The organism is Litchfieldella rifensis, assembly GCF_042646605.1.
GTDB classification, from domain to species: Bacteria; Pseudomonadota; Gammaproteobacteria; order Pseudomonadales; family Halomonadaceae; genus Litchfieldella; species Litchfieldella rifensis.
Genome location: NZ_JBHRUG010000027.1, coordinates 258,729 through 271,264 on the forward strand (window position 1 = coordinate 258,729; position 12,536 = coordinate 271,264).

The 12,536-nt window shown below is 63.2% G+C and carries 12 protein-coding genes; 5 read left to right on the top strand and 7 right to left on the bottom strand.

The window, feature by feature from the left end; all coding sequences use genetic code 11:
- Positions 1-111: 111 nt before the first annotated feature.
- Entirely contained in the window at positions 112-1,101 is a 990-nt protein-coding gene (gene hemH / locus ACFOEV_RS13795) for a ferrochelatase (RefSeq protein ID WP_386774867.1), read from the top strand.
- Positions 1,102-1,251: 150 nt separating this feature from the next.
- Here the strand turns inward: hemH and ACFOEV_RS13800 are convergent, their stop codons facing one another.
- From ACFOEV_RS13800 to ACFOEV_RS13825, 6 genes are read right to left on the bottom strand one after another with little or no spacing between them, the layout of a single operon-like run.
- Positions 1,252-1,644 carry a Na+/H+ antiporter subunit G gene (locus ACFOEV_RS13800; protein WP_386774869.1) on the bottom strand — a complete coding sequence of 131 codons (393 nt, stop codon included), beginning with the start codon at positions 1,642-1,644 and terminating at the stop codon, positions 1,252-1,254.
- A gap of 20 nt (positions 1,645-1,664) precedes the next feature.
- Positions 1,665-1,934, bottom strand: coding sequence for a K+/H+ antiporter subunit F (locus ACFOEV_RS13805; RefSeq protein ID WP_386774871.1), 270 nt, complete (start codon positions 1,932-1,934; stop codon positions 1,665-1,667).
- A complete protein-coding gene (locus ACFOEV_RS13810; protein WP_386774873.1) occupies positions 1,928-2,425 on the bottom strand; it encodes a Na+/H+ antiporter subunit E in 498 nt (165 codons plus the stop codon). Before ACFOEV_RS13810 ends, ACFOEV_RS13805 begins: the two co-directional genes overlap by 7 nt.
- Positions 2,422-3,939 carry a monovalent cation/H+ antiporter subunit D gene (locus ACFOEV_RS13815; protein ID WP_386774875.1) on the bottom strand — a complete coding sequence of 506 codons (1,518 nt, stop codon included), beginning with the start codon at positions 3,937-3,939 and terminating at the stop codon, positions 2,422-2,424. Before ACFOEV_RS13815 ends, ACFOEV_RS13810 begins: the two co-directional genes overlap by 4 nt.
- A complete protein-coding gene (locus tag ACFOEV_RS13820; protein ID WP_386774877.1) occupies positions 3,936-4,283 on the bottom strand; it encodes a Na+/H+ antiporter subunit C in 348 nt (115 codons plus the stop codon). Before ACFOEV_RS13820 ends, ACFOEV_RS13815 begins: the two co-directional genes overlap by 4 nt.
- The gene (locus ACFOEV_RS13825; RefSeq protein WP_386774879.1) at positions 4,283-7,198 is read right to left on the bottom strand and encodes a monovalent cation/H+ antiporter subunit A; all 2,916 of its coding nucleotides are present in this window, start codon (positions 7,196-7,198) and stop codon (positions 4,283-4,285) included. Before ACFOEV_RS13825 ends, ACFOEV_RS13820 begins: the two co-directional genes overlap by 1 nt.
- A 500-nt stretch (positions 7,199-7,698) precedes the next feature.
- Here ACFOEV_RS13825 and ACFOEV_RS13830 point away from each other — a divergent pair, with 500 nt between their 5' ends.
- Positions 7,699-8,991, top strand: coding sequence for a lytic murein transglycosylase (locus ACFOEV_RS13830; protein ID WP_386774881.1), 1,293 nt, complete (start codon positions 7,699-7,701; stop codon positions 8,989-8,991).
- Here ACFOEV_RS13830 and ACFOEV_RS13835 read toward each other — a convergent pair.
- A complete protein-coding gene (locus tag ACFOEV_RS13835) occupies positions 8,977-9,690 on the bottom strand; it encodes a 16S rRNA (uracil(1498)-N(3))-methyltransferase (RefSeq protein WP_386774883.1) in 714 nt (237 codons plus the stop codon). The two genes, ACFOEV_RS13830 and ACFOEV_RS13835, sit on opposite strands and share 15 nt — an antisense overlap.
- Before the next feature lie 80 nt (positions 9,691-9,770).
- On the opposite strand from ACFOEV_RS13835, the gene phaR reads away from it, so the two are divergent.
- The 3 genes from phaR (at position 9,771) to ACFOEV_RS13850 (ending at position 12,523) form a co-directional block, all read left to right on the top strand.
- On the top strand, positions 9,771-10,220 hold the full coding sequence (phaR, locus tag ACFOEV_RS13840) for a polyhydroxyalkanoate synthesis repressor PhaR (RefSeq protein WP_386774885.1): 450 nt from the start codon (positions 9,771-9,773) through the stop codon (positions 10,218-10,220).
- Between the two features lie 84 nt (positions 10,221-10,304).
- Complete coding sequence (gene purD / locus ACFOEV_RS13845) at positions 10,305-11,591, top strand: phosphoribosylamine--glycine ligase (RefSeq protein ID WP_386774887.1); 1,287 nt, start codon at positions 10,305-10,307, stop codon at positions 11,589-11,591.
- Between the two features lie 59 nt (positions 11,592-11,650).
- Positions 11,651-12,523, top strand: a complete 873-nt coding sequence (locus tag ACFOEV_RS13850; protein ID WP_386774889.1) for a phosphoribulokinase — start codon at positions 11,651-11,653, stop codon at positions 12,521-12,523.
- Positions 12,524-12,536 lie beyond the last annotated feature (13 nt).

Genomic DNA, 12,536 nt, shown 5'->3' on the forward strand with positions numbered 1-12,536 from the left:
TTCCTTGCTCAGAAGTTATACAAATGGCAGCGATAGTATAACTTGATTCCATCGATTTGCCTCCAGGCTGGTACACTTCGCTCCTTGATGACTACGCAAGGAGCTCCACCCATGCCCACCCCTCGATTCGGCGTACTGCTGGTCAACCTGGGAACCCCCGATGCCCCGACTCCCGAGGCGGTACGGCGCTATCTGGGCGAGTTCCTGTGGGACAAGCGCGTCGTCGACACCCCGCGTCCACTGTGGTGGCTGATCCTGCATGGGGTGATCCTGCGCTTTCGCCCGCGCAAGGTGGCCAGGGCCTACCAATCGGTATGGATGGCGGAGGGATCACCGTTGCTGGTGATCGGCCGACGCCAGCAACGCTCGCTGGCTGCGGCGCTGGAGCGCCGGCACGGTGAGGCGATCCCGGTAGAGCTGGCCATGACCTATGGCAAGCCAAGCATGGAGGAGGCCGGCCTCAAGCTGCGCGATGCCGGTGTCGAACGCATTCTGGTACTGCCGCTATACCCACAGTTCTCGCGCTCCACCACCGCTGCAGTGTTCGATCGCCTGGCGCGAGCCCTCTCGGCATGTCCGCACCTGCCGGAACTGCGTTTCGTGCGCGATTACCACGACCATCCGGCCTACGTTCAGGCATTGGCAGCGAGCATTCGCGACCATTGGCAGGCACAGGGTGGTGAACGTGGCAAGCTGATGCTCTCCTACCACGGCATTCCCCAACGCTATGCCGAGCAGGGCGACCCCTATCCACGTCATTGCGAAACCACCAGTCGACTGGTGGCCGAGGCCTTGGGGCTTGGCGACGACGAGTGGCAGATGACTTACCAGTCGCGCTTCGGTCGCGAGGAGTGGCTCAAGCCCTACACCGACGAGACGCTCAAGGCCTGGGCGCGGGAAGGGGGCGAGCGCGTCGATATCATCAGCCCGGCCTTCGCGGCCGACTGTCTCGAGACCCTGGAGGAGCTGGAGGAAGAGAATCGCGAAAACTTCGTTCAAGCCGGCGGCAAGACCTATCGTTATATCCCGGCTCTCAACGACCGCGCCGACCATATCGACCTGCTGGCACAGCTCGTCGGGCAGCATACCCAAGGCTGGTAAGGGGCATGGCGCGAACGTCCAATGGCTACGAGCTACGAGCTACGAGCTACGAGCTACGAGCTACGAGCTACGAGCTACGAGCTACGAGCTACGAGCTACGAGCTACGAGCTACAACTTGCCTTTGAATACACTGCTTCTTCCTTCTTCCCTCAGCCATGCCCCCTGTCGGGGTGTGGCACCGGCTTCTCGCCGGCATCCTGCTCGAGCAATTCCGACCGCTCGCAATGGGTCTCTTCGGCATGTTTGAGTTGCAGGTGTAGCCCGGTCTTGGCCAGCAGGTGCGCCGTCACCGGAGCGGTGATGAACAGGAACAGGGTGATCAGCATTTCCTGGACGACGGGCTGACTTTGAATCACCCAGAAATACAGCATCGAGGCGATCAGCATGCAGCCGATCCCTAGGGTGGAGGCCTTGGTAGGGCCGTGCAGGCGCATGTAGAAATCGCGCAGGCGGACCATGCCCAGCGAGCCGATGAAGGTGAAGGCCCCGCCGGCGACCAGGAAAAAGGAGACCACGCCTTCCAGGATCACGTAATGGGTCATGTAGTGTTCCTCTCCTTGGCTTATTCGATGATGTCGCCGCGCAGCAGATACTTGCACACCGCCACGGTACTGATGAAACCGAGCATGGCGATCAGCAATGCCGCCTCGAAATAGGTTTTGGTAGTGAGCCATAGCCCCATCAGCACGATCAGGGCAATGGAGGTGACATACATGGTGTCCAGTGCCAGCAGGCGATCGGGCATGCTCGGGCCGACGGCGAGGCGGTAGGCGTTCAAGGCCAGAGCCATCAGGATCAGCGCCAGACTGATATTCAGTGCCGTATCTAGCATTCGTAGATCTCCTGGAGCGGCCGCTCGTAGCGTTCGCGAATTCTCTCAATCAGGGCCTTTTCATCGTCCATGTCCAGGACGTGGATCAGCAGGGTCTTGCCATCCAGGCGCAGGTTGGCAGAGACGGTGCCGGGCGTGAGGCTGATGGTATTGGCCAGCAGCGTGATCGGGAAGCTGTGTTTCAGCATGAGCGGGTATTCGACAAAGGCCGGGCGGGTGCGTCGCCAGGGCTTGATGATGAGCCACGAGACCTGGAGGTTGGCGATGATGATGTCGAGCAGTGCCCGCAGTATGAAACGCAGTAGCAGCCAGGGCCTTTTGACCAGCGGCTGCTCGTCCCAGAAGCGTTGGGTCACCAGAGGGATGGCGATGCCCAGAGCGGTGCCGAGAAGGATATGGCCAAAGGCCAGGCTGTGTACCAGCAACAGCCAAACGATCAGCAGCAGTATCGACAATAACGGTGTAGGCAACCAGGAACGCGGCGTGATCATGCATCACCTCCGGCAGCGGCTTCTGGCAGTATTGCCCGAATGTGCGGGGCGGGGCTGGACAGCTGCTCGGCCGTGGCTTGAGTGTAGTCACTGACTGGACCGGCGAGAACCATCAGTATCGGCGAGGCGCCAAGCAGCCATAGCACGCCGAACAACTGGCGTCGTGTCAAAGGGGTACGGTTGGGTTCACCTTCGTGACTGCGCCAGAACAGCGTCGAACCGGCACGCGACAGGGCGACCAGCGCACACAAGCTCGCACCCAGCAGGATAGGCCACAGCCAGAGCTGTTGAGCGGGCGATGCGGACTTGAGCAGCAGTACCTTGCCGATGGCGCCGGATAGCGGTGGCAGCCCGATCACGGCGATGGCACCGACGAAGAACAGCAACGCCAGCAGGCCAGCATTCTGCAGGGGCCGCCCCTTGACCAGGCGCGTGCTGGCCTTGCCACGCTGCAAGCCGATCAGTTCGGCCAGCAGGAACAAGCCTCCTGTGACCAGGGTGGTATGGATGAGGTAGAAAAGCAGAGCGGATGTGGCCTGGGGCGTGCGCATGCCGATTCCGGCCAAGAGGGTGCCCACCGACACCAGTATCAGATAAGAGACCAGCAAACGCAGGTCGCGTGCCGCCAGCACACCGATGGCCGAGGCCACCAGTGTCGCCAGCGACAGCCACCACACCCAGGGCTGTTCCAGGGCCGCGAGCTCACCGGCATGCTCACCGAACACCAGGTGATAGACCCGCAGGATGGCGTAGATCCCCACCTTGGTCATGATCGCGAACAGTGCCGCCACCGGTGCTGGTGCCGCCGCATAGGCACGTGGCAGCCAGAAGTAGAGTGGCAGGATGGCGCCCTTGAGACCGAACACCACCAGCAGCAGCAGGGCGCCGGCACTGACCAGACCGGCGCGCTCGGGATCCAGCTCGGTAAGGCGTACGGCCATATCGGTCATGTTGAGGGTGCCGGTGGCACCATAGAGCACTCCGACGGCGATCAGAAACAGCGACGAACCGGCCAGGTTGAGTACGACATAGTGCAGGCCGGCCTGGATGCGTGCCTTGCCGCCTCCGTGCATCAATAAGGCGTAGGAAGCCAGCAGCAGCACCTCGAAGAACACGAAGAGGTTGAACAGGTCGCCGGTGAGGAAGGCGCCGTTGATGCCCATCAGCTGCAACTGGAAGAGGCCGTGGAAGTTGCTGCCTTGCTCGTCGTCACCGGCGCAGGCGAATACCACGCAACCCAGTGCCAGCACCGAGGTGATCAATACCATCAGCGCCGAGAGACGATCGAGAACCATGATGATGCCGAAGGGGGGCTGCCAGTCGCCGAGGGCATAGTAGCTCACCTCGCCGCTCGATGCCTTGGCCACCAGAGAGATGGCCACCACCAGCAGCGCTGTGGTGGCACCGACGCCGATCACACGCTTGTAGCGGGAGGCACCGTGTCGGCTGCGCAGCAGGAAGACACCGACCACCAGGGGCAGCACGATGGGCAGGACGATCAAATGCTGGATCATTGACGATCCTCCCGGGATTCCTCGAGCTCGCCGCCGTCGACATGGTCGTTGCCCAGGTCGCCGCGTGCGCGCATCGACAGGATGACCACGAAGGCGGTCATGGAAAAGCCGATGACGATGGCGGTGAGCACCAGGGCTTGGGGCAGGGGGTCGGCATAGTCGTTGGGGCCGTCGATGATCACCGCACCGTCGGTGGTCAGCCCGCCCATGGAAAACAGGAAGAGGTTGACCGCGTAGGACAACAGTGTCAGGCCGACGACTACCGGAAAGGTACGCCCGCGCAGGGTCAGGTACAGCCCGCAGGCAGTGAGGGCGCCGGTGGTAATGGCATAGAGGCTTTCCATCAGACTCTCTCCTGGCCGGGGGTTGTTGGCGTTGCCTCGCCGTGGGTTGCCGGAGTTTCCTTGCCGGCGGGAGGGGGAGGCGGTGTTTTCTTGTCGGCGGCGGCCGATGCTTCCTTGCTGTGGGGGGCTGGAGCTTCCTTGACTGGGCGATGCGGTGTCGTGAGCTTGCCCAGGTTGGCGAGGATCATGAGGGTCGCGCCAACCACCGTCAGGTAGACGCCCAGGTCGAATAGTATGGCAGTGGCCAGCTCGATATCGCCGATCAGCGGGATATGGAAATGGCCATACGAGGAGGTCAGGAAAGGGTAGCCGAACAGCCAACTTCCCAGCCCGGTCAGTGTGGCGGTAGCCAGCCCGGCGATCGCTACCGGCTGGTACTGGAAGTCGAGCCGAGCCTGGGTCCATTCCACGCCACGTGCCATATATATCAGAATCAATGCCACCGCCGTGATCAGGCCGGCGATGAAGCCTCCACCCGGCTGGTTGTGGCCACGCAGGAAAATGAAGGCCGAGACGAGTAATGCCAGGGGTAACAGTACCCGGGAGACGGTGGTGAGGATCATCGGATAGCGATCCGGCGACCATAGTCGGCCCTCGCCATCGCTGTGAGGCATGAACAGGCGAAGGCGGTTCAACATCTTGAAGATCGCCAGGCCAGCCAGTGCCAGCACGGTGATCTCACCCAGCGTATCGAAGCCACGGAAGTCGACCAGAATCACGTTGACCACGTTGTGGCCACCACCACCTGGGACACTGTTGGCGATGAAGAAGCCAGAGATGCTGTCGATCTCGCGGGTCAGCACGGCATAGTTGAGACTCGCGACTACCATGCCCAACGTACCGGCCAGGGCCAGGTCGCGGATATTGCGGCTGGCCGAGGATTCCTTAGGCGTCTTCTGGGGCAGGAAGAACAGCGCCAGCATCAGCAGGATCATGGTCACCACCTCCACCGACAGTTGGGTCAGTGCCAGGTCGGGGGCGGAGAAGCGCGCGAAGGTCAATGACACCACCAGCCCTACCACCGACAGCATCAACAGCGAGATCAGGCGGTAGCGATGGGTGATCACGGTGCCCATGGCGCCGAAGATCATCAAGGCCGCTCCCAGCACCAGAACGGTGTCGAGCGGCTGAGGCGCCTTGCCGCCGGCGAGTTCGGGGAGCTGGACCAGCCCCAGCGTGGCCAGCAATAGTGCCGTTCCCAGTAGCAGGCTCATGTAGCGTTGCAGCGAGCCGTTTTCCAACTGCCGGGTCAGCACCTCGGTACTGGTCACCAGGCGTTGGATGCTGCCCTCGAACACCAGACGAGCATCCACGGGGGCGAACTGGCGGGTAAAGCGCCTGAGGTGCGAGTGCAGCCCATAGGTGACGACCCCGGCGGTCAGTGCGACGAGGCTCATCGCCAGCGGCAGATTGACGCCGTGCCAGATGGCCAGGTGGAACTCGAGCGGCTCGCGCAGTACCGCGCGTGTGGCCAGGTCGAGTATCCCGGTGGCCATGATGGCGGGGAACAGCCCCACGGCGACGCACAACGCCGCCAGCAGTTCCACTGGGGCGCGCATCAGACGTGGCGGCTCATGGGGAGACTTGGGCGGTGGCTCCTTGGCGGGTTTGAAGAAGACGCCGTGTACCAGGCGCAGGGAATAGGCCACCGAAAGGAGACCGCCAAGCGTCGCCAGGACCGGCAGCAGCCAGCCCAGGCCACCCAGCAGCTCCGCATTCAGCGTCTCGGCGAAGAACATCTCCTTGGACAGGAAGCCGTTGAGCAACGGCACCCCGGCCATGGACGCCGCAGTGATGCAGGTCAGCAAGGCGGTGATCGGCATGGCGCGGCGCAAGCCACCCAGCTTGCCGAGTTCACGGGCGCCGGTCTCATGGTCGATGATGCCGGCGCTCATGAACAACGCGCCCTTGAAAGTGGCGTGATTGAGGATGTGGAAGAGGGCGGCGAGGATCGCCATGGGGCTACCGATGCCCAGCAGTGCCGTGATCAGTCCCAGATGGCTGACGGTGGAGAAAGCCAGGATGGCCTTGAGGTCGGTCTTGAGCAGGGCGAACCAGGCGCCGTACAGGAAGGTGGCCATGCCGGTCAGGGTGACCAGCCACCCCCATAGCTCACTGCCGCCCAGCGCAGGATGCAGGCGTGCCATCAGGAAGATGCCGGCCTTGACCATGGTCGCCGAGTGTAGATAGGCCGAGACCGGCGTCGGTGCGGCCATGGCGTGCGGCAGCCAGAACTGGAAGGGAAACTGCGCCGACTTGGTGAAGGCACCGAGCAGCACCAGCACCAGCATGATGGGATAGCGTGGGTCGGCGAGAATGACATCGGCATTGGATAGCACCACGCCCAGATCGAAGCTGCCGACCATGTCGCCCAGCAGCAGGAAGCCTGCCAGTAGCGCCAGCCCCCCCGCGCCGGTTACCGTCATGGCCATGCGAGCCCCCTTGCGGGCATCCGTGCGGTACGACCAGTAGCCGATCAGCAGGAAGGACGAGAGGCTGGTCAATTCCCAGAAGAACCATAGCAGCAGGAGATTGTCGGCCATCACGATGCCGAGCATCGACAGCATGAACAGTATGAGGTAGGCATAGAAGCGACCGTAAGGCTCTTCTGCCGAGAGATAGAAATGGGTATAGAGGATGATCAGCAAGCCGATGCCGAGAATCAAAGTGGCGAACAGTAGCGACAGTCCATCCAGGCGAAAGGCCAGGTCGAGCCCCAGGCTGGGCATCCAGGTGAGGGCGATGCGGGGGAGTTCGCCGCCGAGCAGTGCGGGCACCTGACTCAGGGTGAGGAGCAGGGCCAGGGCCGGTGGTGTTGCCGTGGCCAGCGTGCAGAAACCGCGTCCGCGTCTGGCGGTGAATGCGGGGACCAGCACGCCCAGCAGAATCAGCAAGGGAATCCATAGCAATATCATCGATCGATCGTCCTGCTCGGGTCCATGAAAATAGGGGTGATACCCGTTGTCACGCGCCAGGGCAAGGGGCCGTCAAGCCATAAGGGACCCTGGTATCACCCAAATTGGGGCCATCGACGCCGCCATACTCTATCGCAAAGAGGGCGGATACGCAGGCTTTCCGATCCAGTTGGTGCTTGTTGTCAATCGCATTGCTAGAGTCTAATCACGTTTGCAAAGGGCGTAGCGCCGCTGCGAACGGTGTCCAGGCACTTTCTCCCGTCGCCTGAAACTGGGGCGTGCCGGCTATTTCATTGATCCCCGTATCTCCCGGTATGATCCTATGATTCACGAGTGGAAGAGTGCCAGGGAACCGAGACCAAGGGCCGTACCAGGACATCGACATGCCCTGAAACCCGGTGTCAAGCGTTGATGATCGCCTCTCGGGGGCGCTTGATCCGGGTAGCGATCCGGTACCCATCTGGGCGATGATTGCCCACTTCACGCTGACAAGGACGACCATGCGCAAGTTCGTATTCAGCTCCCTGTTTGTTACTGCCCTGGCCGGCTGCCAGGCAAATTCCGCTGGTGTCCCGACTGCTGCCGCGAACGATGTTGACGGAGCCGCCGTCGCGGCTCAGCCATCGGCAGCCGAGGCCGAGGGAGTCGAAGCCGCCAGCCCCGTGCCCGCCAACTTCGATGATTGGGTGGCGGCTTTCCGGCAGCGGGCTCGTGCCGAGGGCATCGATCCCGTCACGCTGGCAGCGGCCTTCGATGATGTGCGCTATCAGCCGCGGGTCATCGAGCTGGACCGTTCCCAGCCGGAGTTCGTGCGCCCGATCTGGGAATACCTGGATAGCGCTGTGTCGGCGACACGGGTCGACCAGGGGCGTATCAAGCTCAAGGAGCATCGCGAGACGGCGCGGCAGATGGCGCAACGCTATGGCGTCCCCGAGGAGATCGTCGCAGCAATCTGGGGGGTCGAAAGCAACTATGGCGATAACTTCGGCAGTTTCTCGACCATCGATGCCCTGGCCACTCTGGGCTATGATGGGCGCCGCCCGGCGTTCGCCGCCAGTGAATTGATGACGGCACTGCGTATCCTGCAGCGCGGTGATATCAGCCGCGCGCGCATGCAGGGCTCGTGGGCCGGCGCCATGGGGCATACCCAGTTTCTGCCCTCCAGCTTCGAGACCTATGCCGTGGATGGCGATGGTGACGGACGTCGCGATATCTGGGGCAGCATTCCCGATGTGATGGCCTCCACCGCCAACTATCTCGCCGAAGCCGGTTGGCAATCCGGCCAGCCGTGGGGCGTGGAAGTGGTGCTGCCGAATGGCTTCGATTACTCTCAGACCGAGCTCTCCACCCGCCTGTCCAGCGGTGAATGGGCCGCGCAGGGAGTACGCCCCGCGGGGGATGACGAGTTACCGGCATTCGCTTCAGCGTCGGTGATCGCGCCAGCCGGTGCCAGGGGGCCGGCATTTCTGGTGGGCCCCAATTACCGTGCCATTCTGCGCTACAACAACGCCACCAGTTATGCCCTGGCGGTGGGAGCTCTGGCCGATCGCATCGCTGGTCGTGGCGGCATCGAGCAGACCTGGCCGCGTCACGAACGCCCCCTATCGCGCAGCCAGGTGCGCGAGATGCAGCAACGCCTCAATGCACGGGGCTTCGATACCGGCACCCCGGACGGGGTGATGGGACCCAATACTCGCCGAGGACTGCGGGAATTTCAGCGCAGCATCGACCAGATACCGGATGGCTTCGCCACCCAGCGCCTGCTGGAGCGACTAGAATCAGAACAGTCGTGACAACAGGGCGGTCACCGCGGTCTCGACGCGCAGGATGCGCTCTCCCAGGTGGATGCCCTCACAACCAGCTTGGAGCAGACGCTCGACCTCGTAAGGAATGAAGCCGCCCTCGGGGCCGATGATCAGCAATGCCGGTTCGTCGATGCCGCGTGGACAGGCATGGGGCATCCCGGGGTGGGCCAGCAGGCCGCGACGTTCTTCGAGCAGGCCGGGCAGGCGATCCTCCACGAAGGGTTTGAAGCGGGTCTCCAGGTCGACTTCGGGCAGCCGAGTGTCGCGGGCCTGCTCGAGGCCCAGCACCAGGTGCTGGTGGATCTTCTCGGGCCTGAGCTCCGGAGACTGCCAGTAGCTCTTTTCCACCCGCCGGGTATGCAGCAGCGTGATGTGCTTCACGCCCAGTGCCGTGACATGTTCCAGCGAGCGCGCCAGCATGCGCGGTCGCGGCAGGGCGAGTACCAGATGCACCGGCAATGCCGCAGGCGGTGGCTGATCGAGTCTGTCGATCCGGAAAAGCGCCTGTTCGGCGTCGAGATGGGTCAGCCGTCCCCGGCCGAGCTTGCCGCCGGCCACGCCCAGCGTCAGCTCATCGCCGACCTTGGCGTGGTGCACGTCAAGCAAGTGGCGCAGGCGCCGGGGGTCCCGAACCACGGCGTGATGGTCGTCTTGCAGGTCGTGGGGGGCTAGCAGGATCAGATTCATGGAGTCTCGGTGCGCGCGGATTGGCTTGAAAGCTTAGCGCGGTGCACAATAGCAGCAAAGACGACAATAGGAGCAGCGCCGTGCGCGTGATTCGCAAGTATGCCAACCGTCGGCTCTACGACACCGAGCAGAGCCGCTATGTGACCCTCGAGGATCTGCGGGGCCTGATTCTCGACGAAGTGCCGTTTCGCGTCGAGGATGCCAAGACCGGGGAAGACCTGACCCGCACCATCCTGTTGTCGATCATCATCGAGCAGGAACAGGCCGATGGTGATGCCGAGGTGTTTTCCAACGATCTGCTGGAACAGCTGATCCGGGTCTATGCCATGTCCCAGCCCTTGCCCCTGGCACGTTACCTGGAGCAGGGCACGCGTCTGATGCTGGAGCAACAGCAGCACATGCAGGATCAATGGCAGCAGGCCATGCGCCATTCGCCCATGGAGCTGATGCGCGAGCTGGCCGAGGAGAACATGCGCTTCTGGCAGCAGACCATCAACCAGACGTCGCGCAGGGGCGACGACGACGATTGACCACGATTGGGCTCGGCACGGGAAGCGTCGGGCCCTTTCTGGCATAATGCGCCGATTTTCCACTCTTCGAGCAAGGTTTCCCAGATGAAGGTTCTGATCATCGGCGGCGGTGGCCGCGAACATGCCCTGGCCTGGAAGGTCGCCCAGTCTGCCCGTGTGGCAGGCGTTTACGTCGCACCGGGCAATGCCGGTACGGCGTCAGAGCCCGGCTTGACCAATGTGGCGATCGCCGCCAGCGACCTGGACGGCCTGGAAGCCTTCGCTCGGGAGGAGGGCATCGACCTGACCATCGTCGGCCCCGAGGCGCCACTGGTCGCGGGGGTGGTCGATCGCTTCCAGGCTGCCGGCCTGGCCATCTTCGGCCCGAGCCGGGCCGCGGCCCAGCTCGAGGGCTCCAAGTCCTTCACCAAGGACTTTCTGGCCCGTCATGCGATCCCCACCGCCGAGTATGCCACCTTTACCGCGATCGAGTCGGCGCTGGCCTATCTGGCCGAGAAGGGGGCCCCAATCGTCATCAAGGCCGACGGCTTGGCCGCCGGCAAGGGCGTGATCGTGGCCATGACCCAGGCCGAGGCCGAAGCCGCCGTGCGCGATATGCTCGAGGCCAACGCCTTCGGCGATGCCGGAGCGCGGGTGGTGATCGAGGAGTTTCTCGAAGGGGAAGAGGCCAGCTTCATCGTCATGGTCGACGGCCAGACCGTGCTGCCCATGGCCACCAGCCAGGATCACAAGCGTGCTCTCGACGGCGACACCGGCCCCAACACCGGGGGCATGGGCGCCTATTCCCCGGCACCGGTGGTCACGCCCGAGGTCCATCAGCGCATCATGGACGAGGTCATTCTGCCCACCGTGCGTGGTATGGCCGCCGAGGGGCATCCCTACACCGGCTTCCTGTATGCCGGGCTGATGATCGACGCCGATGGCACCCCCAAGGTCATCGAATACAACTGCCGTTTCGGGGATCCGGAAACCCAGCCGATCCTGCAGCGCCTGACCTCGGACCTGGCGACGCTGTGTCTGGCCGGGGCCGAGGGGCGCCTGAGCGGGGAAAGCTGCGACTGGGACCCTCGTCCGGCGGTGGGCGTGGTCATGGCCGCCGGTGGCTACCCCGGGGACTACCGCAAGGGCGATGCCATCGAGGGGCTGGCTGCGGCCGAATCCCTGGACTGCAAGGTGTTCCATGCCGGTACCGCCCATGACGACCAAGGTCGAGTCGTCACCAGTGGTGGGCGCGTGCTATGTGTGTCTGCTTTGGGTGACAGCGTGTCTCATGCTCGCGACAAGGCGTACCGGGGGGTGGCGACCATCCACTGGCCCGGCGTGCAGTATCGCCGCGACATCGCCCATCGGGCCATCGCCCGCGAGTCCTGAGAAAGGGGAGCTAGAATGGAATGTGTACGCGTGATGTTGACTCGTTGGGGTGGTGACTGATGTCACGGGAATATCCGGTCATCGCCGTGACCGGCTCGTCGGGAGCCGGCACCACCACGGTGCGGCGTACCTTCGAGCGCATGTTCGCCCGTGAGGACGTACATGCCGCCATGGTCGACGGCGATGCCTTCCACCGTTACACCAAGGAGGAGTTGGCGCGGATCTTCCGCGAGGAACCCGAGCGCACCGACGAGTTGTCCCACTTCGCTGTGGAGGCCAACCTTCTCGACCGCCTCGAGGCGTTGTTTCAGGAATACGGCGAGCACGGCACCGGCACCTATCGCCACTATATCCATGCCGAAGACAAGCGCATGATCGAGTGTGGCCATCAGGTCGGCACCTTTACCGACTGGCAACCGTTGCCCGGTGGCACCGACCTCTTGTTCTACGAGGGGCTGCACGGCGGCCTGGTCACCGCCGAGCAGGATATCGCGCGTCATGTCGACCTCCTGATCGGGGTGGCCCCCACCATGAACCTGGAGTGGATCCAGAAGATCGATCGCGATACCAAGCTGCGCGGTTATTCCCAGGAAGCGGTGATCGACACCATCCTGGGCCGCATGCATGACTATGTACGCTACATCCAGCCGCAGTTCTCGCGCACACACATCAATTTCCAGCGTGTGCCCACGGTGGATACTTCCAACCCCTTTGAAGTCCAGGACATTCCTACCGATGCCGAGTCCTTCGTGGTGATCCGCTTCCGCGACCCCTCCACGGTGGACTTCCCCTACCTGCTGGCGATGATCCAGGATTCCTTCATGAGCCGCCCGCATACGCTGGTGGTTCCCGGCTCGCGCATGCCCTTGGCCATGGAGCTGATTCTTGCCCCACTGGTACGCTACCTGCTGGCCCAGCGGCGTTTTCGCTAAGTGGCTCCGATAT

What these genes read in the sequence shown, in the direction of transcription:
- ACFOEV_RS13820 (WP_386774877.1), bottom strand. Translation starts at nt 4,283, where the DNA reads ATGGAAAGCCTCTATGCCATTACCACCGGCGCCCTCACTGCCTGCGGG.
- ACFOEV_RS13850 (WP_386774889.1), top strand. Translation starts at nt 11,651, where the DNA reads ATGTCACGGGAATATCCGGTCATCGCCGTGACCGGCTCGTCGGGAGCC.
- purD (WP_386774887.1), top strand. Translation starts at nt 10,305, where the DNA reads ATGAAGGTTCTGATCATCGGCGGCGGTGGCCGCGAACATGCCCTGGCC.
- ACFOEV_RS13830 (WP_386774881.1), top strand. Translation starts at nt 7,699, where the DNA reads ATGCGCAAGTTCGTATTCAGCTCCCTGTTTGTTACTGCCCTGGCCGGC.
- ACFOEV_RS13835 (WP_386774883.1), bottom strand. Translation starts at nt 9,690, where the DNA reads ATGAATCTGATCCTGCTAGCCCCCCACGACCTGCAAGACGACCATCAC.
- ACFOEV_RS13825 (WP_386774879.1), bottom strand. Translation starts at nt 7,198, where the DNA reads ATGATATTGCTATGGATTCCCTTGCTGATTCTGCTGGGCGTGCTGGTC.
- ACFOEV_RS13810 (WP_386774873.1), bottom strand. Translation starts at nt 2,425, where the DNA reads ATGATCACGCCGCGTTCCTGGTTGCCTACACCGTTATTGTCGATACTG.
- ACFOEV_RS13800 (WP_386774869.1), bottom strand. Translation starts at nt 1,644, where the DNA reads ATGACCCATTACGTGATCCTGGAAGGCGTGGTCTCCTTTTTCCTGGTC.
- hemH (WP_386774867.1), top strand. Translation starts at nt 112, where the DNA reads ATGCCCACCCCTCGATTCGGCGTACTGCTGGTCAACCTGGGAACCCCC.
- ACFOEV_RS13805 (WP_386774871.1), bottom strand. Translation starts at nt 1,934, where the DNA reads ATGCTAGATACGGCACTGAATATCAGTCTGGCGCTGATCCTGATGGCT.
- ACFOEV_RS13815 (WP_386774875.1), bottom strand. Translation starts at nt 3,939, where the DNA reads ATGATCCAGCATTTGATCGTCCTGCCCATCGTGCTGCCCCTGGTGGTC.